Source organism: Achromobacter sp. LC458 (genome assembly GCF_001005835.2).
Classification (GTDB): domain Bacteria; phylum Pseudomonadota; class Gammaproteobacteria; order Burkholderiales; family Burkholderiaceae_B; genus Achromobacter; species Achromobacter spanius_B.
On record NZ_LBHW02000010.1, the window covers coordinates 14,120 to 33,526 of the forward strand.

Annotated in this window: 16 protein-coding genes; 5 read left to right on the plus strand and 11 right to left on the minus strand. The window is 65.3% G+C overall.

The window, feature by feature from the left end; all coding sequences use genetic code 11:
- Positions 1 to 22 precede the first annotated feature (22 nt).
- The 3 genes from YH64_RS10660 to YH64_RS10670 all read right to left on the minus strand — a co-directional run bounded on the left by YH64_RS10660 (position 23) and on the right by YH64_RS10670 (position 3,515).
- Positions 23 to 1,018 carry a tripartite tricarboxylate transporter substrate binding protein gene (locus YH64_RS10660; protein WP_046804072.1) on the minus strand — a complete coding sequence of 332 codons (996 nt, stop codon included), beginning with the start codon at positions 1,016 to 1,018 and terminating at the stop codon, positions 23 to 25.
- 86 nt (positions 1,019 to 1,104) lie between these two features.
- Positions 1,105 to 2,631 carry an AMP-binding protein gene (locus YH64_RS10665; protein WP_046804073.1) on the minus strand — a complete coding sequence of 509 codons (1,527 nt, stop codon included), beginning with the start codon at positions 2,629 to 2,631 and terminating at the stop codon, positions 1,105 to 1,107.
- Positions 2,628 to 3,515: an SDR family oxidoreductase gene (locus tag YH64_RS10670; protein ID WP_046804187.1), complete on the minus strand. Its 888-nt coding sequence runs from the start codon at positions 3,513 to 3,515 to the stop codon at positions 2,628 to 2,630. Before YH64_RS10670 ends, YH64_RS10665 begins: the two co-directional genes overlap by 4 nt.
- Before the next feature lie 141 nt (positions 3,516 to 3,656).
- On the opposite strand from YH64_RS10670, the gene YH64_RS10675 reads away from it, so the two are divergent.
- Positions 3,657 to 4,589 (plus strand): LysR family transcriptional regulator, encoded by a 933-nt coding sequence (locus YH64_RS10675; protein WP_046804074.1) that lies wholly within the window; start codon positions 3,657 to 3,659, stop codon positions 4,587 to 4,589.
- Between the two features lie 338 nt (positions 4,590 to 4,927).
- Entirely contained in the window at positions 4,928 to 7,633 is a 2,706-nt protein-coding gene (acnA, locus tag YH64_RS10680) for an aconitate hydratase AcnA (RefSeq protein WP_046804075.1), read from the plus strand.
- A gap of 120 nt (positions 7,634 to 7,753) precedes the next feature.
- Here the strand turns inward: acnA and YH64_RS10685 are convergent, their stop codons facing one another.
- Complete coding sequence (locus YH64_RS10685; protein WP_082134420.1) at positions 7,754 to 8,536, minus strand: class III extradiol ring-cleavage dioxygenase; 783 nt, start codon at positions 8,534 to 8,536, stop codon at positions 7,754 to 7,756.
- A 229-nt stretch (positions 8,537 to 8,765) separates the two neighbouring features.
- Between YH64_RS10685 and YH64_RS10690 the strand changes: the two genes are divergently transcribed.
- The 3 genes from YH64_RS10690 to efp all read left to right on the plus strand — a co-directional run bounded on the left by YH64_RS10690 (position 8,766) and on the right by efp (position 11,787).
- The gene (locus YH64_RS10690; RefSeq protein ID WP_046804077.1) at positions 8,766 to 9,968 is read left to right on the plus strand and encodes a DUF2863 family protein; all 1,203 of its coding nucleotides are present in this window, start codon (positions 8,766 to 8,768) and stop codon (positions 9,966 to 9,968) included.
- 15 nt (positions 9,969 to 9,983) lie between these two features.
- Positions 9,984 to 11,096 carry an elongation factor P maturation arginine rhamnosyltransferase EarP gene (gene earP, locus YH64_RS10695; RefSeq protein WP_046804078.1) on the plus strand — a complete coding sequence of 371 codons (1,113 nt, stop codon included), beginning with the start codon at positions 9,984 to 9,986 and terminating at the stop codon, positions 11,094 to 11,096.
- 133 nt (positions 11,097 to 11,229) lie between these two features.
- Complete coding sequence (gene efp, locus YH64_RS10700) at positions 11,230 to 11,787, plus strand: elongation factor P (protein WP_046804079.1); 558 nt, start codon at positions 11,230 to 11,232, stop codon at positions 11,785 to 11,787.
- A 77-nt stretch (positions 11,788 to 11,864) separates the two neighbouring features.
- Here the strand turns inward: efp and YH64_RS10705 are convergent, their stop codons facing one another.
- From YH64_RS10705 to YH64_RS10735, 7 genes are all read right to left on the minus strand, one after another.
- On the minus strand, positions 11,865 to 12,323 hold the full coding sequence (locus YH64_RS10705; RefSeq protein ID WP_046804188.1) for a DUF1178 family protein: 459 nt from the start codon (positions 12,321 to 12,323) through the stop codon (positions 11,865 to 11,867).
- Positions 12,324 to 12,458: 135 nt separating this feature from the next.
- Positions 12,459 to 13,169, minus strand: coding sequence for a DUF2968 domain-containing protein (locus YH64_RS10710; RefSeq protein WP_046804080.1), 711 nt, complete (start codon positions 13,167 to 13,169; stop codon positions 12,459 to 12,461).
- Positions 13,170 to 13,285: 116 nt separating this feature from the next.
- Positions 13,286 to 14,668, minus strand: coding sequence for a sigma 54-interacting transcriptional regulator (locus YH64_RS10715; RefSeq protein WP_046804189.1), 1,383 nt, complete (start codon positions 14,666 to 14,668; stop codon positions 13,286 to 13,288).
- Positions 14,669 to 14,717: 49 nt separating this feature from the next.
- Positions 14,718 to 16,820: a TadG family pilus assembly protein gene (locus YH64_RS10720; RefSeq protein ID WP_255444311.1), complete on the minus strand. Its 2,103-nt coding sequence runs from the start codon at positions 16,818 to 16,820 to the stop codon at positions 14,718 to 14,720.
- A 50-nt stretch (positions 16,821 to 16,870) separates the two neighbouring features.
- Positions 16,871 to 17,290 carry a DUF3613 domain-containing protein gene (locus YH64_RS10725; RefSeq protein ID WP_046804190.1) on the minus strand — a complete coding sequence of 140 codons (420 nt, stop codon included), beginning with the start codon at positions 17,288 to 17,290 and terminating at the stop codon, positions 16,871 to 16,873.
- Positions 17,291 to 17,470: 180 nt separating this feature from the next.
- Positions 17,471 to 18,403 (minus strand): tetratricopeptide repeat protein, encoded by a 933-nt coding sequence (locus YH64_RS10730; protein ID WP_082134422.1) that lies wholly within the window; start codon positions 18,401 to 18,403, stop codon positions 17,471 to 17,473.
- Positions 18,403 to 19,404 carry a type II secretion system F family protein gene (locus YH64_RS10735; protein ID WP_046804082.1) on the minus strand — a complete coding sequence of 334 codons (1,002 nt, stop codon included), beginning with the start codon at positions 19,402 to 19,404 and terminating at the stop codon, positions 18,403 to 18,405. The genes YH64_RS10730 and YH64_RS10735 overlap by 1 nt, the downstream gene beginning before the upstream one ends.
- Positions 19,405 to 19,407 lie beyond the last annotated feature (3 nt).

Below are 19,407 nucleotides of genomic sequence, written 5' to 3' on the forward strand. Positions count from 1 at the left end.
TTGGGGGTTGAGCTGGGCCGTATCAATCCAGCTTGATGTTGTTGGCCCGGATGACTTCGCCCCAACGCTGGCGGTCATCGCGCACATAGCCGTCGGTCTCGGCTTGATCGCGCGGCGCCTGGATTACCAAGCCCAGGGTCTGGAATCGTTCACGAAATTCCGCTTGCCGCAGCACGTTATTGACGGCCTGCTGCAACACGGTCGTCTCTTGCGGCGGCGTGCCCGCCGGCACCGCCACGCCGAACCAGGTCGCCGCGCGAAAACCCGGGAAGCCGCTTTCGGCAACCGTCGGCACGTCCGGCAGCACGGGCAGGCGCTCGGCCGTCGTCACCGCCAAAGCCTTGATTTTTCCCTCTTTCACCAGCGGCAAAGACGTGCTGATTACGTCCACCATCAGTTGCGTGTCGTTGGCCATCAGCGAGCTCAAAGCGGGCGCACTGCCGTTGTAGGGAATGTGCGCCACGTCCATGCCCGTGCGCGACTTCAGCAGTTCGGTGGCCAGTTGCAGCGGGTTGCCGATGCCGACGGACGCATAGTTCAGCTTGCCGGGATGCGCCTGGGAGTAGCCCACGAACTGAGCCAGCGTGGTGGCCGGCACCTGGTTATTGGCGACCACCACCAGCGGCAGTTCGGCCACTACCGACAACACGCGAAAATCGCGCTCGGCGTTGTAGGAAATTTTGCGATAAAGCGCCGGGTTCAGCACCATGCTGGCATTGCTGGCCAACAGCAAGGTGTAGCCGTCCGCCTGCGCGCGGGCTACCTGAGTAGCGGCAATCATGGTGTTTGCGCCCGGCTTGTTTTCAACAACGACCGGTTGCGCCAACTCGCGAGACAGGCGTTCGGCCAACGTGCGAGACAACTGGTCGGCCGCGCCGCCCGGCGTGTACGGCACCACCAGCTTTAGCGGCCTGTCCGGAAACGTCGCCGCCCACACCGGCGCGGACGTCGACACGGCACCGCTGCACAGCAGCACTGCGGCCGCGACGCGGCCCACCCAACGGTTGATCTTCAACATGCTTGTCTCCCGAGTCTTTGGCGACTCTTATCTTGGTACGAGCCCCGCGCACGTACGCACGCGGGGGTAAATCGATGTGCCCGCGCCTAGACCCGGCGTGCGTGGCCTTCCCAGAACTCGGCGCGCAGGCGGCGCTTGGCGATCTTGCCGTTGTCGTCGCGCGGCAGCGCGGGGCGCAACAGCAGCTCGCGCGGCACTTTGTAGCGGGCGATGCGGCTGTCCAACCAACGCATCACGTCCTGCACGTCGACATCGGCATTTGGCGCGGGCTGGATCAAGCCCAGCAGGCGCTCGCCAAATTCCGCGTCGGGCACGCCGAACACGGCGCAGTCGGCCACGCCGGGATATTGCGTCAGGTGGTGTTCAATTTCGGCGGGGTAGATGTTCACCCCGCCCGATATCACCATGTCCGACTCGCGGTCGCAGACGAACAGATAGCCGTCCGCGTCTACATAGCCCAGGTCACCCAGGCCGATCAGCCCATCGCGTTCAATCGCCTGTCGCGCCTCGGGGTGGTTGCGGTACGTGAAGTCGGCATAGGCGGGCTGGCGGACATGGATATGGCCAATTTGCCCCGGAGCGCACTGGCTGCCATCGTCGGCATAGATGCGTACCTGCGCCGCGCCGATGGGGCGTCCTGCGCTGCCGGGCCGCGCCATCGCTTCGTGCGAGTCGATCACGGTCACCATGCCGGCTTCGCTGGACGCGTAGGTTTCATGGACAACGGGACCAAGCCAGTCGATCATGGCGCGCTTCAGATCCGGCGCACACGGCGCCCCGGTCGAGGCCACGAAGCGCAACGACGACAAGTCAAAAGAACCCCGCGTCTGCGCGTCCAGCTTCAGCAGGCGCACGTACATGATCGGCACGAGATACACGGTGTCGATGCGATGCTGCTGGATCAGGCGCAGCACGTCGACCGGATCGAACCGCGGCATCAGCACCAGCGTGTCGCACACCCGCAAGGCGACCTGCGCGAACACGCTGGGCGCGCTGTGATAGATGGGCGCGGGCAATAACGCGCGGCAGCCCGGACGCAAGCCATACGCCTGTTCCACCACGGATTCGACGGCAGCCAGATGGTCGGCAAGACGGTCCATCGGAAATGGCTGGCGCACTACGCCCTTGGGCCGGCCTGTGGTACCCGACGTGTAGGCCATGTGCCCACGCGGCGCCACCAAGGGGCCGTCGTAACGCGGCTGCGCATCACGCCAGGCGTCGTAGTCGGCGAAGTCGACGCTGGTTTCCGCGACGGACCCACCCGCCCCCGCTGTTGGCCCGCTCACACGCAACACGGGCAGGCCGGCGGGCAGCGCGCCTTGCGCCTGTCGCCACAGGTCGTCGTCCGCGATCAGCAGTCTGGCGCCGCTGTCGCTTACCAGGAAGGCGACCTCGTCGGCGGTGTAATGCCAATTGATGGGGCAGTAATAACAGCCCAGGCGTTTGCAGGCCTGGATGATTTCCAGATACGCCATGCCGTTGCGCAGCAGCACCGCGATGACATCGCCTTCGCGCACGCCCTTCGCGGCGAGGCCGGCCGCCACCTGCTCGCCTCGGCCGACCAGCACATCACGCGTCAGACTGACATTGCCGGCGATGATGTGGCCGCTCATGCCGGCTTCCCGGCGCGTTGGGCCTTGTCCTGCGCGGTGCGGGCTTCGATGGCGGCGCGGGCTGCGGCCCAGTCCTCGTCGGACCAATCGAAGTACTGCTTGAAATACGCGCCGTTGGCCAGATAGTCGCCTCCGTCCAGCGCAATGGTCTGCCCATTGACCCAGTCGTTGTCCGGAGCGAGCAGAAAGGCCGCGAGTTCGCCAATGTCATGCCCCGTGCCCAGGCGCCGCATGGGGTTCTGCTGAGTCAGCGCATCCTGACCGTCGCCGTTGGGACGCAGCCGCGCGGTCGCGCCCTCGGTCGGGATCACGCCCGGCGCAATCGCATTCAAGCGGATGCCGTGGCGGCCCCATTCCACCGCCAGGGATTTGGTCATGGCGTCGATGCCGGCTTTGGACATGGCCGACGGCACGACAAACGGCGACCCCGTCCATACCCAGGTCACCACAATCGACAGCACCGCGCCCGGCATGCCCGAAGCGATCCAGCGCTTGCCCACGGCTTGCGTCATGTAGAAGGTGCCGTGAAAAACCGTGTCGGCGATGGCGTTGAATCCCCGCGCCGAGAGCTTTTCGGTCGGGCTGATGAAGTTGCCCGCCGCGTTGTTGATCAGTCCGTCCAGGCCGCCGTGCGTGTCCCATATGCCTTGCACCATGGCGTCGACCGCGTCGGCGTCGCGGATATCGACAGCGTGCGCGTAGGCTTGCGCGCCGCACCGGGCTTGCAGCCCGGCTGCCGCTTCTTCCACCACGGACAGGCGGCGCCCGCACACATGCACTGTCGCGCCCAGGGCGGCCAGCCGTTCGGCCATGGCCAGCCCCAAGCCCGTGCCGCCGCCCGTGATAAGGATGCGCCGCCCACGGAAGAGGTCGCTGCGATACATGCTTTGGGCCATGGTTTGTCTCCTTGTTGTGACTGCAATACGCAATGGCGACCAGATTATCAACGCGCAGATACCGCGACAATCCTTCAGTCTGGGTAAACTCTGTTTCCTCCAAGGCAACAATAGCCCCCCCTCCCCCCCATGTCCGCCCTACCCGCGCTAGACCTGAACCTGATCCAGCTGTTTGTGACCATCGTGGAAGCGGGCACGCTGAGCGAAGCCGCCCTGCGCCAGGGAGTGACGCGTTCCCATGTCAGCCGCAATCTGCAAAAGCTGGAACGCACGTTTGGCGCGCAACTGATCCGGCGCACCACGCGCCGGCTGGAACTGACGCAGCAAGGCACGGTGCTGTACGAGCATGGCGCGCGGATGGCCCGCGAGGTCGAAGCAGCGCGGCATGCGCTTCAGAAGCTGGGCGCCGAACCCACCGGCCATGTCCGCCTGTCGCTGCCGACCGGGCTTGGCGAGCTGGACGCCCTGCGCCCGCTGCTGGTGCGTTTCGCGCTGGAGCATCCCGGTCTGACCCTGCGTGTGCTGTTCTCGAACCGTGTCGGCGACCTGATTTCGTCCGAGATAGATGTGGCGCTGCGGGTGATCTCGCAGCCGCCGCAAGACTATGTCGCGCGCGAATTGGGCGACGTGAAATGGCACCTGTGCGCCGCGCCCGGGTATTTGCAGCGCGTGGGCGCGCCATCCCACCCGCGTGACCTGAGCCGGCTGGACTTCCTGTGCCCGCCCGGAACCAAGCCGCGAGCGACGCTGCGCTTGACGAGCCGCCGGGGCCAGACGCACGAGATCCAGCTGGCGCCACGGCTGCAATCCGAATATTTCCCTTTTTTGGCCCAGGCCGCGCGCGATGGCGCGGGCGTCGCCCTGCTGCCCGCCTACATCGTCCAACCCGACCTGGAAGCAAACCGGCTGCGCGAGGTGTTGCCGGCCTACCGGGCCCAAGGCCCGGGCGACAAGCTGTACATCCTGACGTCGCCCACGCCCTACCCGTCGACCGCGCAGCGGGCGTTGGTGGACTTCTTGAAGCGCGAACTGGAGCCTTTGCTGCGCGGCTTTCTGGCCTGATGGCAGGGCGCGTCCGGGCCGGGAGCGCCGATGGCGACGGCACGGCGACGCCGTGCATAGTCAGCACGATGTCAGCGCAACCCCGCTGTAGGAAAGCCCTGCTACAACCATGGGGTCTTGCGGGCTTGGGCCATGTCCGCCAAAGTAGGGGTTTTGCAAAGCCATATGTCTTGTGCGGACGGGTCGGAACTTTGACGTGCCGCCCAAGTCTTATATAAGATATAAGACATACGGTCGGGCGCGGGCTTGTGTCCCCTACAATGACAAACGCGCAAAAACGCCAGAAAATGCCGCCTGCGCTTGGGTAAAAAAAGCCGGGCAAAACCACGGAGTCCATCATGCCGCACAACACTCTAGACACCCTCAAGAACTTCAAGATCGGCAATAAATCCTGTCAGTACTATTCGCTGCCGGCGCTGGGCAAGTCGCTTGGCATCGATGTGCAGCGGCTCCCGGTATCGATCCGCATCGTTTTGGAATCCGTGCTGCGCAACTGTGACGGCAAGAAGGTCACCGAAGAACACGTCAAACAGCTTGCCAACTGGCAGGCCAACGCCCGCCGTGAAGATGAAATCCCGTTCGTGGTTGCCCGCGTGGTGTTGCAGGACTTCACCGGCGTGCCGCTGCTGGCCGATATCGCCGCCATGCGCTCCGTGGCCGACAAGATGGGCAAGAGCCCCAAGAGCATCGAACCGCTGGTACCGGTCGACCTGGTGGTCGACCACTCGGTCATGATCGACTACTTCGGCACCAAGGACGCGCTGGACCTGAACATGAAGCTGGAATTCAAGCGCAACCAAGAGCGCTACCAGTTCATGAAGTGGGGCATGCAGGCGTTCGACACGTTCGGTGTTGTGCCCCCGGGCTTTGGCATCGTTCACCAGGTCAACTTGGAATACCTGGCGCGCGGCGTGCACCAGGACAAGAAAAACAATGTCTATTACCCCGATTCGCTGGTGGGCACGGATAGCCACACCACGATGATCAACGGCATTGGCGTGGTGGGCTGGGGCGTGGGCGGCATCGAAGCCGAAGCCGGCATGCTGGGCCAGCCCGTGTACTTCCTGACGCCCGACGTGGTCGGCGTTGAACTCAAGGGCCAATTGCGCGGCGGCGTGACCGCCACCGACCTGGTGCTGACCATCACCGAAATGCTGCGCCGTGAAAAAGTGGTGGGCAAGTTCGTTGAATTCTGCGGCGAAGGCACCGCCAGCCTGACCGTGGCCGAACGCGCCACCATCGGCAACATGGCGCCGGAATACGGCGCAACCATGGGCTTTTTCCCGGTCGACGAACGCACCATCGATTATTTCCGTGGCACGGGCCGCACCGAAGACGAAATCGCCGCCTTCGAGGCCTACTTCAAGGCGCAGAAGATGTTCGGCATCCCCGCCGCCCAGGACATCAACTTCACCAAGCTCTTGACGCTGGACCTGTCCACCGTCGCGCCGTCGCTGGCCGGCCCGAAGCGCCCGCAAGACCGCATCGAAATCGGCAACGTCAAGAACACCTTCATTGATCTGTTCTCCAAGCCGGTTGCCGAAAACGGCTTCAACCAGCCGGCCGAAAAGCTGAACCAGACGTTCACCACCAGCGCCGGCACCAAGATCAAGAACGGCGACATCCTGATTGCCGCCATCACGTCGTGCACCAACACGTCGAACCCGAACGTGCTGCTGGCCGCCGGCCTGCTGGCCAAGAAGGCAGTGGAAGCCGGCCTGAAGGTGCCCAAGCACATCAAGACGTCGCTGGCCCCCGGATCCCGCGTGGTCACCGACTACCTGACCAAGACGGGCCTGTTGCCCTACCTGGAAAAGCTGGGCTTTGACGTGGCCGCCTACGGCTGCACCACGTGCATCGGCAACGCGGGCGACCTGACGCCCGACCTGAACGAAGCCATCATCGGCAACGACCTGGTGTGCTCGGCGGTGCTGTCGGGCAACCGCAACTTTGAAGCGCGCATCCACCCGAACATCAAGGCCAACTTCCTGGCCTCGCCCCCGCTGGTCGTGGCGTACGCGCTGGCCGGCACCGTCACGCGCGATCTGATGACCGAACCGGTGGGCCGTGGCAAGAACGGCGACGTCTGGCTGGGCGACATCTGGCCCACGTCCGAGGAAGTCGAGGCGCTGTTGAAGCACGCGTTGGACCCGAAGGTGTTCGAGGCCAACTACGGCCAGGTCAAGAGCAACCCGGGCAAGCTGTGGGAGAACATCAAGGGCGTGGCCGGCGATACCTACAACTGGCCCGACTCCACCTACATCGCCGAACCGCCCTTCTTCGAAGGCTTCGACATGACGCCGGCCCCGATGCCCACCGTCAAGGGCGCGCGCGCGTTGGGCGTGTTCGGTGATTCCGTGACCACCGACCACATCTCGCCCGCCGGCTCCATCAAGGAAACGTCGCCAGCCGGCAAGTGGCTGAAGGAAAACGGCGTGATGAAGGCCGATTTCAACAGCTATGGCTCGCGTCGCGGCAACCACGAGATCATGATGCGCGGCACCTTTGCCAACGTGCGCATCAAGAACCTGATGATTCCGTCGTTGCCCGATGGCAGCCGCTTCGAAGGCGGCGAGACCCTGTTCCAACCCACGGGCGAACAGATGTCCATCTACGACGCGGCCATGAAGTACGTGGCCCAGGGCACCCCCACCGTCGTATTCGGCGGCGAGGAATACGGCACGGGTTCGTCGCGCGACTGGGCGGCCAAGGGCACGCAACTGCTGGGCGTCAAGGCCGTGATCACGCGCAGCTTTGAACGTATCCACCGCAGCAACCTGGTGGGCATGGGCGTGCTGCCGCTGCAATTCAAGGGCACGGACAGCGTGCAGTCGCTGGGCATCACCGGCGAAGAAACGTACGACATCTCGGGCCTGGAAAACGGCATCAAGCCGATGCAGGACGTGACGCTGACGATCACCCGCAAGGACGGTTCGAAGCAGGACGTGACGGTGCTGCTGCGCATCGACACGCCGATTGAAGTCGATTACTACCAGCACGGCGGCATCCTGCCTTTCGTGCTGCGCCAGCTGCTGGCTGCCTGACGCGCGACGCGCCCCCCAGTCGGGGCGCGATGCAAAAGCCCCGGAACCTTGACGGTTCCGGGGCTTTTTTATGGTCTGGGCCGGGGCGATAGATCCGCGCCTCTGCCCTGCCGTGCAGCATCAATCGTCGAACTGATACGCGTCCATCGCCAACGCCCCATACGAAATTTCGTCGTTCAAGCGGGTGGCGCGGGCATCGTCGCCGCCCGCTCCCAGCGCTACGTACAACGGCATCAAATGATCGTCGTGCGGATGCGCCTGCAATGCGCCGGGCGCCTGCGCCTGCCAGTCCAGCAGCGCCGGCACGTTGTGTTCGGCCAGGTTACGCGCGTACCACGCCTGAAATCCTGGCACGTACGACACGGGCGGCGCGCTTTGCGGCATGCGGACATCGCGCAGATTGTGCGTCAGCGAACCCGACCCGATGATCAGAATGCCTTCATCACGCAGCGGCGCCAGCGCGCGGCCCAAAGCCAGTTGGCCGGCCGCGTCGCGCCCCATGTCCAGCGACAGCTGCACCACCGGCACATCAACGTCGGGGTACAGGTAGCGCAGCGGCACCCACGCGCCATGGTCCAGCGGGCGGCGCGGGTCGCGATCGGCGGCGATACCCGATTCGGCCAGCACCGCCTGGACACGGTCGGCCAGTTCGGGCGAGCCGGGGGCCGCGTATTGCAGCGCATACAGCTCGGGCGGAAAACCGCCAAAGTCGTGCCACGCCACTTGCCGGTCGCGCGTGGACAGTGCCAGCCCTTCGCCCATCCAGTGCGGCGACACGACCAGGATGCCGCGCGGCTTGCGGCCTTGCGCCTGGCTCCATGCCGTCAGCACGGGGCCGGTGCGCCCGGGTTCAACGGCCAGCATTGGCGAGCCGTGGGAAATAAAAAGCGTAGGCCAACGCATGGCGCAGCCTCCTGTAGACAAATTCGATGAGGAATTGTCGAATATTCCCAATCAGCAATAAACCCCCGTCAGGGGGATGCTCTGTTGCCGATACGGCATCAATGCCGGCAATGCGCCCGCAGGCAGCGCTGTGCGGGGCTCTGAAGTCGGAAACCAATGCGACAACGCCGCGATGGGCGGCGAGCGGTAAACTACGTCGTTACACACTTACTGGACGTCCCTCGAAGTTATGGCCCGAACCCGCAGCCAATCCGCTCCCCGCATGACCCGCGACGCCACCCGTTTGGTGGCGCTGGCCCAATCGCTTAACCGCTCGGGCAGCCGCGTTGAAGACGTGTTTTGGGAGAACCAGCTTGGCGAAGCGATTCCCAAGCTGCTCAAGGCTGGGCAGGACGCCCCGCTGGAAGCGGCCCTGGACCACCTGGCGCAAAGCGACATCGGCGCCTACGAAGTCTTGATCGAACAGGCCGAAACGCTGTCCGAGTCGATGAAGATCGAGAAAAACGGCGTGGTGTACGACGTATTGCTGATCGTTGCACCAATCGTCGCCTGGACGCGCTACGCCATCCCCACCGGCCCCGTTTCCGCCAGCGCCCAGCAGGCGCTGCTGGCGCAGTTGCACGGCCACGTGCTGTCCAGCCAGGCGCGCACCGCGCTGATGCCGGTGCTGGTCAGCGTGGACCAGATGCCGCGCACGTTCGGCGAAACCTGGCAGTGGCTGCAACGCCTGGGCTCGCAAGCCCTGGGCGCGGAAACCACCAAGCCCGCGCTGAACACCGAGATCGAAACCGCCAACATGCTGGCCGACACGCGCTACATCATCGGCGCGGTGGCGGTGCCTGAAAACGCACCGATCTTCCGTTGGCAGGAAAGCCTGGGCGACGCCGATGCCACGCGCGATGCGTGCCAGCAACAATGGGCCGCCCAGGCGCAACCCACGCTGGCCGCCCTGATGCCCGGCTGCGGCTTCGAAGCCCTGCTGCCCGACGCCTACTACGTCAGCAACCGCGAGGCCGACCGCCGCGTGCGCCCCTTGTCCTTGCGCGCGGCCGTCAGTTGGCTGGAAGGCGCGGTCAACCTGGAAGCCTCGCAATTGCGCGCGGTCGTGGCCGGCTGTGGCGAAAACCGCATCGACGAATACCGCATCAGCTTCACGGCGCGCAGCAGCAACGACGTCTACTACGGCTGCGTGTGGCCTTTGTATGGCCGAGAGGAAGAGCTGCCGTCCGACGAAGGCCAACCCGACGTGGTCGACGAAATCGCCGCCCTGCTCAAGGAATACGGCGTGACGGAACTTCGCCGCATCCCCGGCGTGCTGCCGGCGGAATACTGCGAAGACTGCGGCGCGCCCTACTTCCCCAACCCCTTGGGCGAACTGGTGCACGCCGAACTGCCCGAGGACGCCGAAGCCGCGCCGGCAAAGTTCCACTAGTTTCACCAGGCCGCCATGCAAGCAGACATCTTTTGCCGAGTCGTCGATAACTATGGCGACATCGGCGTCTGCTGGCGGCTGGCGCGCCGGCTGGCTGGCGGCTGCGGCTGGGACGTGCGCCTGTGGGTAGACGACCTGGCCAGCTTTGCCCGCATTCAGCCGGGCATCGCGCCCGACGCCCCGCGCCAAGCGCTGGCCGGCGTGGACATCGTCCACTGGTCCGACACGCCCGATCCCACCCTGACCGCTCGGGATGTGGTCATCGAAGCCTTTGCCTGCGACCCGCCCGAGGCGTTTCTGCATAGCATGCAACGGGTGCATCCCGCCTGGATCAACCTGGAATATCTGAGCGCCGAAGCCTGGGTGGAAAGCTGCCACGGCCTGCCCTCGCAGCGGCCGGACGGGCTGGTCAAACACTTTTTCTTTCCCGGGTTCACCGCGGCCACGGGCGGCCTGTTGCGCGAACCGGGTTTAAGCGCCGAACGTGACGCGCTGCAATCGTCTATCGACCAGCAAAACGGGTTTTTACGGTCGCTGGGCGTGTCGGACGCCGTGCTCGCGCACCGCCAGGACGGCGCGCGTACGGTATCGCTGTTCTGTTATCCCACGGCGCCCGCGGGCGATCTGGTCCGCGCCCTGGCGGCCGACTCCCGGCCATGCGTGCTGCTGGCGCCCGAGGGCGTTGCCCCCGGCCTTGAGGCCGCCTGCCAAGCGCCCGGCGCCCCTTTGCTGGCGCGCCTGCCCTTCGTGGCCCAGCCCGACTTTGACCGCGTGCTGTGGCTGTCGGACATGAATTTCGTGCGCGGCGAAGACTCGTTCATCCGTGCCGCCTGGGCCGCGCGCCCCCTGGTGTGGCAAATCTATCCCCAGGACCAGAACGTGCATCTGGAAAAGCTGGAAGCCTGGCTGGCCCGCTATCCGGCCCCGGATACCGCGCAAGCCTTGATCCGAGCCTGGAACCAGCCAGAGACTGGGGAAACTCGGGCCGCCATGACGGCGGCGCTGGTGCCGGACGCGTGGGCGGCATGGCAGGACGCCGCCCGAACCTGGGATGCAAGCCAGGCCGCGCTGCCGGATCTGGCCGAAAATCTGGCCGACTTTTGCGCAGACTTGGCTAAGAAACGTTAGAATAGAGAGTTTTCTGAGTCGCCCTGGATTTGTCGGGCCTCAACTATGACGCCTCCCGGGGTGTGCAGGAAGCCGCAAGCCATGCGGCTTTTTGCAAGCACGGCGAGTGCACCTACCCCCCGGAGTTTTATCGATGAAAACCGCTCAGGAATTGCGAGTCGGCAACGTGGTCATGGTCGGCAAGGATCCCCTCGTGGTCCAAAAAGCCGAATACAACAAGTCTGGCCGTAACGCTGCTGTTGTGAAGCTGAAGTTCAAGAACCTGCTGACCGCCTCGGCCAGCGAATCGGTCTACAAGGCCGACGAAAAGTTCGAAGTGGTGCAACTGGATCGCAAGGAGTGCACGTACTCCTACTTCGGCGACCCGATGTACGTCTTCATGGACGAAGAGTACAACCAGTACGAAATCGAAGCGGAAAGCATGGGCGACGCCCTGAACTACCTGGAAGAAGCGATGCCCGTGGAAGTGGTCTTCTACGACGGCCGCGCCATCTCGGTTGAACTGCCCACCACGATCGTTCGCGAAATCACCTACACCGAACCCGCCGTGCGTGGCGATACCTCGGGCAAGGTCACCAAGCCGGCCAAGATCAACACCGGCTACGAACTGAACGTGCCGCTGTTCTGCGCCATCGGCGACAAGATCGAAATCGACACCCGCACGAACGAATACCGCAGCCGCGTTCAGTAATCTGATCCGGTAGCAGGTACGAAAAAGCCAGGCCCGCAATTCGCGGGCCTGGCTTTTTTTGTTGACCACCGCAAGCGTTATTGCAGGCGCTCGTCGTCCAGAAAGTCCGGCACGGCCATGACTTCGATGCCGTCTTCGACCAGCGCGGCGCGTTCTTCGGGCGTGGCCGTGCCGCGTATCGGGCGCTCGTCGGCGTCGCCCTCGTGGATGCGGCGCGCCTCTTCGGCGAAGCGCGGACCGACGTTTTCAGTGTTGCGCAGCAACGCGCGCACCTGTTTCATCACGATGGCCTGCACCGCGGCCATTTTCTCGGCGTCCGAGGCGCCCGCGGGCACGGCGGGCAGGCTGGTCGGCGCGTGCAGATGCGACACGTTCAGGCGCGGCGCCGACAAACGCTTGGTGATGCTGGCCGACCCGCAAACGGGGCACGTAACCAGGCCACGCGCCTGTTGCGCGTCGTAGTCTTCGTGCGAGCCGAACCAGCCTTCGAATACGTGGCTGTGTTCGCACTGGAGGTCAAAAACTTTAAGAGCCATGGTTGCCATATGGGGGTCTGCGGCAAGAATACAAGTATCCGGCCAGCCACCCCACTATCCCCTGAAATGCGCGGGGTCATTACCGCCTGGCCAAGAAAAACGGGCCCGCAGGCCCGTCTTGGCAATAGCGCGCGATTACTTGCCGCGCTTGGCGCCCGTGCCGCCGTCGATCTGGGCTTGCTGGGCCTGAAGCGCATCGATCTGGCGCTGCAAATCACGCAGTTGCTGGCGTACGTCCTTTTGCTGGTCGGCCAGCGCCGTGGCTTCCTGGCGCGACTGTTCCTGGCGCGCGGCCACTTGCTGTTCCTGCTGCATGCGCAGCGTGCGGTCGGCTTGCAGCGTGCTCAGTTGCTCGCTACGGCTGGCCAGCAGCTTTTCGGCATGCGCATATTCGGCTTGCAGCTTGATGCGCTTGATGTCCACTTCAGCCAGGTCCGCCGATTGCGCGGCGAACGCGCGGTAGGTGGATTCGGCCTGCTTTTCAGACACCGTCTTCAGCACGCGCCAAAAATCCTTCTGTTGAAACAGCGCCACGTAATAGGTCAGGTCGTCGGGCTTGAACAACAGGCTGGCGCCATACGTGCCGTTGTAGGCCGTGCGCAGCTCGGACACCTGGCGCGCCTGGATCAGGCCTTGCAGTTCGGCCACGGTGGACGCAGGCCGGGCGGGCGCTGCGGGCGGGGTCACGGGCGGGGTTACCGGGGCGTCAGCCGCCTTGGTATCTTCGACCTGCTTAACCGTGGGCCGTGGCGCTTCGGATTGAGCGCTGGCGCACGCCGCCAGGCCGGACAACGCCGTGCCTAACAGCGCCATGCGTGTGGCGGCACGGATAAATTGGACGTTCATGCCTTCCCCAAAAAAATCGTTGCGGAACTATAGCAATTTATTTCGCTCACGGTTGATCTGCTTACATAGGCCGCGAACGATCTGTCGCCCCCTAGGGGGCTTCCCCAATTGCAGGATCAGGAGGCCTCCACGACGCCCTCCGCCGTTTCGCCCTGCCCGCCGCCCAGATGCAGCTTGCGCATCTTTTCCCACAGCACTTTGCGGCTGATGCCCAGCGTGTTCGCGGTGTCTTGCCGGCGCCAGCCGTTAACGTCCAGCGCCGCCAGGATGCGGGCGCGTTCGGCCCGCTCGGCGTCGGTGAATACCGGTGGCTCGCACAGCGTGCTGGCGGCGCGCAGGGGTTCCCCGATCTGATCGAAGATGCGCGCGATGCGCGATTCGTCCCAGGTGCCGAATTGCCGGCGCATGATGGCCACGCGCTCGGCCACGTTGGACAGTTCGCGCACGTTGCCGGCGTAGCGCGTGCGCGCCACGCGGTCCAGCAGCCATTCCGGGGGCTCGCCGTCGCAGCCCAGGCGAGCCAGCAACGCGCGGAAGATGGCGATCTTTTCATCGCCGCCCCGCTGCTCAAGATTCGGAATGCGCAGTTCGATCACCGCCAGCCGGTAATAGAGGTCGGCCCGGAATTCGTCCTGCCCCACCAGCACGCGCAGGTCTTTGTTGGTTGCCGCGACCAGGCGGAAATCCACCGGAATTTCCACGGTGGAACCCAGCCGGGTCACTGCGCTTTGCTCCAGCACGCGCAGCAGTTTCACCTGTTGGTATAGCGGCAGGTCGCCAATTTCATCCAGGAACAGCGTGCCGCCGTTGGCTTGTTCGAAATAGCCCTTGTGCGCGCCCACGGCGCCGGTGAACGCGCCCTTGGCATGTCCGAAGAAATGCGCCTCGAACAGGCCTTCCGGGATGGCGCCGCAGTTGACCGCCACGAAGGGGCCATCGGACCAGGCCGCGCGGTCGTGCAGCAAGCGCGCGATGCGCTCTTTGCCGACGCCGGTTTCGCCGTGGATCAGCGCATTGCTGCGGCAATCGGCAAACATCTCGGCTTCGGCCAGCAGCGCGCGCATGGGTTCGGACACCGCAATCAGGGGTTGCTCGCGCTTGGGCGCGGACCGGCTGAACTGCTCCAGCGTGCCCAGCAATTCATACAGCAGCTTGCGCAGGTCAGCCGTGGTGAACGACAGCGGCAAGGTGTAGGAATATTCGGGCGGGTAGTAGCGAGGATCGCGGCCACGCGTTTCGGCGGACACCCAGATCACCGGCATGGCCTGCGCCGACAACCAGTCGTAGCCGCTGAACCGGTTGTCCCCCATGACCGACACCGACACCAGGGCGACGGCCGGGCGGCCTGGGTCGCGCGGCGGCGGGAATGCGGTGCCCACGTCCGCGCGCACCAGCGTCACGTCCATGCCGGCCAGGCAGCGCTCGGCGCGGCTGGCGATGTCGGACGTGCCTTCCCAGACGTACAGATCGAACTCGTCACGGGCGAATTTCTGAGTCATGGCAGCAACCATGGCGGCAAGGATTGAACGGTGATCAAAGTCATCTTCATCAGTACACCAGGCGGGGCTGCCCGCAATCCACGGACAGCAGCGACACATCGGTCTGGCCCACGCTGATACCCAGCAGGTCCAGCAACTGTTGCAGCGCGGCGGACAGGGGTGCCAGCACCGGCTGCAAGAGGTTCACCACGATGGACAGCACCCCGCCCACCTGCGAGCTTCCACTGAGCGCCTGCGCGGCCACCGAATTGATCCGGCAAGTGCGGATGGCGCTGGGGGTAAGCCCCAGCGCGCACACCACGTCATTCAGGGGCGCCACCAGCAGGGACGTCAGGATGTTGCCGACCAGTTGCAGCGTGCCGCCCAGCACGCCCGTCAGGCCGCCCGTGGTCAGCCTGGTGCTTAGCTGGTTAAGCGCGGTCGTGGACCACTGCATGTCGTTGTAGACCTGCGTGATCGACTTGCCCGCGCTGCTGCCGCCCCCGCCCACCAGGCTGGTGGCCAGCGCCGTGCGGTCCGCGGCGGACAGGGGGGTTCCCGTGCTGTACAGATCGCCCAAAATGCCGCCGACGACGGCGTCGGACAGGTTCGAGGCCAGCGCACCCAGGTTCACGGACGTGGCGGTGACGGTCTGTGTGGACGGTGTGCCCGGAGGCTCAGTCAACGTTACCGACACCGGCGCGGTGGAATTGAACACGGGCAAGGTCACCTTGGCGGTCAACGGCAGAATGCCCAGCACGTTCAACACCTGATGGCGTTGGATGGCCGCAAACGCGCCGGGCTGGCAGCTGTTGGTCAGTGACACGAAGTTGGCGGCGGTCTGGTCGGTGCTGGACGTCATGCCGGGAAAGCGCCCCAGGCAGATATTCGCCAACGACGAGGTCACGGCAATGGTGGCCTGATGCTGGGTCAGCGGCGCCTGGCACAGGTTGGTCAGCGTGCCGGTGGACTGCGCCACATCGATGATGATGGGCAGATCGACCTTGGTACCCAACGTGTTCGCCAGCAACGGCCCCACCAGCGGAATATTGCTGGTGCTGACGCGCAGGTAGACGCGGATGCCCGCGCTGGTGGCCTGCGTGCCGATACCGCCAACAGCCAGCGTGGGCGGTTCGACTACGCGCACGCGCGCGTCCACGCCAAGCAGCGGCACGCTAAGCCCCAGGTTGATCAGGTTTTGTCCGTTGGCCACCACCAGCGCGGTTTCCAGCACGTTCAGCGCGTTGACGTTAGCCGACAGCGCGCCGGTCGCGTCCCCGCCCACCACCGCCAGGTTCAACACGCCGCCATTGCCGAACAGCTTGACCGGCAGGTTCAGCGGCATCACTGCCAGCACCGTGTTGATGGCGTTGCTGACCAGGCCGACATCGGCGCCCGCGGTACCGCTTTGGTTGACGACGGTAAGGGTGGCTTGCAGCAATTGGCCCAGCGTCAGGTTATTGACGGCGGCCAACTCGGCCGGCGTGCCCACGCCCGTGGCGACCGACAGCGGCAGGCCCAGCGCCTTGAGCAAGCCCGACGGCGTGATGTTGACGCTGGCCAACCCGGCCGCGTCCAGCACGTCCAGCTGCGTGGGGGTGGCGCCTACCGTCGACAACAGCTGCGACAGCAGGCCGCCGCGTTGCAAGCGCAACAGGCGCGATCCGACCATGAAGGCGGCAACGGGTTGAGTATTGGTCGCCACCGCATTCACCGAGACGGTGGTGCTCAAGCCCAAGGTGCCGAACAAACTGGCCAATTCCTTGCGGATGGTCAGGCGCACCGCATTCAGCGCCTGGCCGCTGGCCGGATCGAATACGTGCATGCCCGAGGCGTCGGCTCGGGTGGAATCCCACAGCTTGCATTGCACCGTGATGTCGGCCGCGGTGAAGGTGTCGAAAATGTTGGGCACGTTTGCCAGCGCCGAGGCCTTGCCGGCCGACGTGGCGCGGGTGCAGTCGGCGGCCGAGCCCATGCCCAGCACCTGCACGGCCGTCAAGGCGGCCAGGTCCGCTGCCTTCTGGATCTCGCGCTTCATGTAGTAGCCGTAGCCCAACTGCGCCACGCCCAACATCGCCAAGCCGACCAACACCGCGAATACCACGGCGACGGCCATGCTGCCGCGCTGGCGCGACAGGGACACACGACAAAAGGGTTGGACTGGGGCAGGCATGATCGGGCAATCCTGAAGTTGCCATCAGCTGGCAACGGGGTGGGCGCGGGTCAGTTGGTGTTTTTGGTTTCGACCCGCTTCTGGAAATATTCCGGGATGGGATGCGAGAAGCTCTCCAGATAGCGGTTCCACGCGGCCGTAGAGACGGGCCCCAGCACGGGCAAGGCATTGCCTGCGCGGCGGCCATCGGCCTGCGCGGCAAGCAGCCCACGGGTGACGTCGCCAAACGCTTCTTCGGGCGCGGCCGCCTGCGCTGCCTGGGCGCTTTGGGCGCTTTGGGCGCCTGGGGTCGTGGATGTCGCCGGGGTCGTTGCCGCCGTGCCCGGCTGCGGCATGGGGCTTTGCACCTGCTGCACCACGGGCCGAGCGGGCAGCTGCGCTTGCGGCACTGGCTGCGCGGGCGCAGTGGCGGCTGCGCCGCCCGACATGCCACCGGTCAAGGGCGCGTTCGACTGCGCCAAAGACGACATGGGCGCCAGCACGGCCAGCGCTGCCGTCAGCGTGATGCTCAACGCGGAAGGCAATGCGAAAGGCAATGCGAAAAGCGATGCAGCAGGCGAGGCAAGTGCCGGTGCGCAAGCCACTGCCGAGGGCAAAGCGCGGGATGCGAAATAGCGGGTCGTGGACATGGATATCGTTCCTGATTCGGGTTAGCGCACGATGGGCCCATTGCCCAGGCCATCCATCAACGGACTCATCACCGGCAGGACAATGCCGCCGCCGCTGGACACGCGAGTCGTCGACGCATCGGCCGCCACGGGCACGGCGACCGATGCGGATGTGGACGTAGAAGTGGACGTGGATGCCGGCATCGGGGGCCGCTGCACGCGGATGTCCGAGGCCATGCGCAGCACCTGTCCACGCGCCTCGTCACCAAGCTTGGCCTGGTCCATCAGCCGTTGCGCGCGCACCGGCTCGCCTTCCACCAGCAACAGCACCGCCAGATTGGCAAGCACCTTGGCGTTGTCGGGCGCAAGCTCTGCCGCCTGCCCCAAGGGCACGCGCGCGCCCGCCGGGTCGCCGGCGCGCAGCCGCGCATAACCCAGGTCGCCCAGAATGCGCGCGTCCATGGGTGACAGCTTGGCGGCGCGCGCAAAGTCGTCGGCGGCCTGATCGAACTGCCCCCGCGCCCCGGCAATCAAGCCCAGGCCATGCCAGCCATCGGCCGCCTGATCGGTGGCTAGCAAGGCGCGATAGGCTTGCTCGCTCATGGCCGTCTGCCCGGTCTGGCGCAAGGCCTCGGCGCGCAGCACCGCCACCCGCGCATCGTTGCCGAACTTCTGCTGATACGCGTCGATATACGCCAGCGACGCGAAATAACGCTCTTGGCGCTGCGCCTCGGCAATCAGCGACAGCATCATCTCGGGCCCTTTCGGACGCCGCTTGGCGTCCGCGTCGTCTTCCTTCTGGCGCGCCAGCGCCTGTTCCTGCTGTTGCTGCTGGATCAGCTGCCACGCCGATTCCGCGCTATTGGTCTTGCATCCGGTCAAGCCCGCGCCGGCCGCCACGGCCGCCGCCACCAGGGTCCACCGCAAGGCGCCCCCGCCGTTATTGCCCCCACCCTTCTTGATCACGCCCGCCATTACATGCCCCCCATGCGTGACATGCCACGCAATACCGCGATAAACCCCGCGCCGCCCGTCACGATCAACAGGGCGGGCAACAGCGTCACGATCATGACCCCCGTCATCTTCACGGTGGTCTTGCCCACTTTCTCTTTCAGTTCCAGCCGGCGCTTGTCGCGCAGGCGTTCGCCGAACCGGTTCAACGGTTCTTGCACGGCGCCGCCATGCTGATCCACCTGCGCGATCAGCCGGCAAATGGCCGACAGGTCGTCGTTATCAAACCCCGTGGCCAGCCGCGCCAGCGATTGCTCGCGCGTGCGCCCACGCACATACAGTTCAGAGGCCAGGCGCAATTCGTACGACAGCACCGGCAAGACCTGCGCGAACTCTTTGATCAGCACCTGCATGCTCTGGTCGATGGACAAGCCCACCCCTTGCAGCAAGCGCAGCAGGTCGATCAGCAGCGGCAGCTCATCGCCGGCCATGCGCTTGCGGCGCGCCAGGCGGCGGCTGACCACCCATTTGGGCAGCATGTAGCCGATGGCAAAGCCGAAGAACGCGGCGATGAAGACGCCCATCGAGGAATCGGTCAGGTGCTTGCGCAGGTCGATCACCACCGCCACGATGGGCAGCGCAATGGCCAACCCGAAGCGCGCCGCGACAAAGCGCGAGCGTGCCGTACCGGTATTGGCATAGCCCGCCATGTCGACCATCTTGCGGTCTTCGGCGGCCAGCAACGTGTCGGCCAGGCGCCCTTCGCTCAGGCGCTTGCCGAACGCATCGGCCACCCGCGCCGCCGACGAAAAACGGCCCCGGCTTGTGTCGGCCGTCGCGGCAGCCGCGGCCGCGGCCGCACCGCCCTGGCGCGTGGCCAGCGCCTGATCGATCACCTGACGGCTACGGCCCTGCCCGCGCAGCCGGCGCGCCATGCTGACGCCCAGCACCAGCAGCGCGGCGGCCACCAGCATCAGCGCCGCCGCCAGCACGGTAGAGACATCCCAGGATTGCAGCATCCGCATCGT

Coding starts and splice junctions, on each gene's coding strand:
- earP (WP_046804078.1), top strand. CDS start 9,984: ATGCAAGCAGACATCTTTTGCCGAGTCGTCGATAACTATGGCGACATC.
- YH64_RS10690 (WP_046804077.1), top strand. CDS start 8,766: ATGGCCCGAACCCGCAGCCAATCCGCTCCCCGCATGACCCGCGACGCC.
- YH64_RS10675 (WP_046804074.1), top strand. CDS start 3,657: ATGTCCGCCCTACCCGCGCTAGACCTGAACCTGATCCAGCTGTTTGTG.
- efp (WP_046804079.1), top strand. CDS start 11,230: ATGAAAACCGCTCAGGAATTGCGAGTCGGCAACGTGGTCATGGTCGGC.
- YH64_RS10715 (WP_046804189.1), bottom strand. CDS start 14,668: ATGACTCAGAAATTCGCCCGTGACGAGTTCGATCTGTACGTCTGGGAA.
- YH64_RS10665 (WP_046804073.1), bottom strand. CDS start 2,631: ATGAGCGGCCACATCATCGCCGGCAATGTCAGTCTGACGCGTGATGTG.
- YH64_RS10735 (WP_046804082.1), bottom strand. CDS start 19,404: ATGCGGATGCTGCAATCCTGGGATGTCTCTACCGTGCTGGCGGCGGCG.
- YH64_RS10730 (WP_082134422.1), bottom strand. CDS start 18,403: ATGGCGGGCGTGATCAAGAAGGGTGGGGGCAATAACGGCGGGGGCGCC.
- YH64_RS10670 (WP_046804187.1), bottom strand. CDS start 3,515: ATGTATCGCAGCGACCTCTTCCGTGGGCGGCGCATCCTTATCACGGGC.
- YH64_RS10660 (WP_046804072.1), bottom strand. CDS start 1,018: ATGTTGAAGATCAACCGTTGGGTGGGCCGCGTCGCGGCCGCAGTGCTG.
- YH64_RS10685 (WP_082134420.1), bottom strand. CDS start 8,536: ATGCGTTGGCCTACGCTTTTTATTTCCCACGGCTCGCCAATGCTGGCC.
- acnA (WP_046804075.1), top strand. CDS start 4,928: ATGCCGCACAACACTCTAGACACCCTCAAGAACTTCAAGATCGGCAAT.
- YH64_RS10720 (WP_255444311.1), bottom strand. CDS start 16,820: ATGCCTGCCCCAGTCCAACCCTTTTGTCGTGTGTCCCTGTCGCGCCAG.
- YH64_RS10705 (WP_046804188.1), bottom strand. CDS start 12,323: ATGGCTCTTAAAGTTTTTGACCTCCAGTGCGAACACAGCCACGTATTC.
- YH64_RS10725 (WP_046804190.1), bottom strand. CDS start 17,290: ATGTCGTCTTTGGCGCAGTCGAACGCGCCCTTGACCGGTGGCATGTCG.
- YH64_RS10710 (WP_046804080.1), bottom strand. CDS start 13,169: ATGAACGTCCAATTTATCCGTGCCGCCACACGCATGGCGCTGTTAGGC.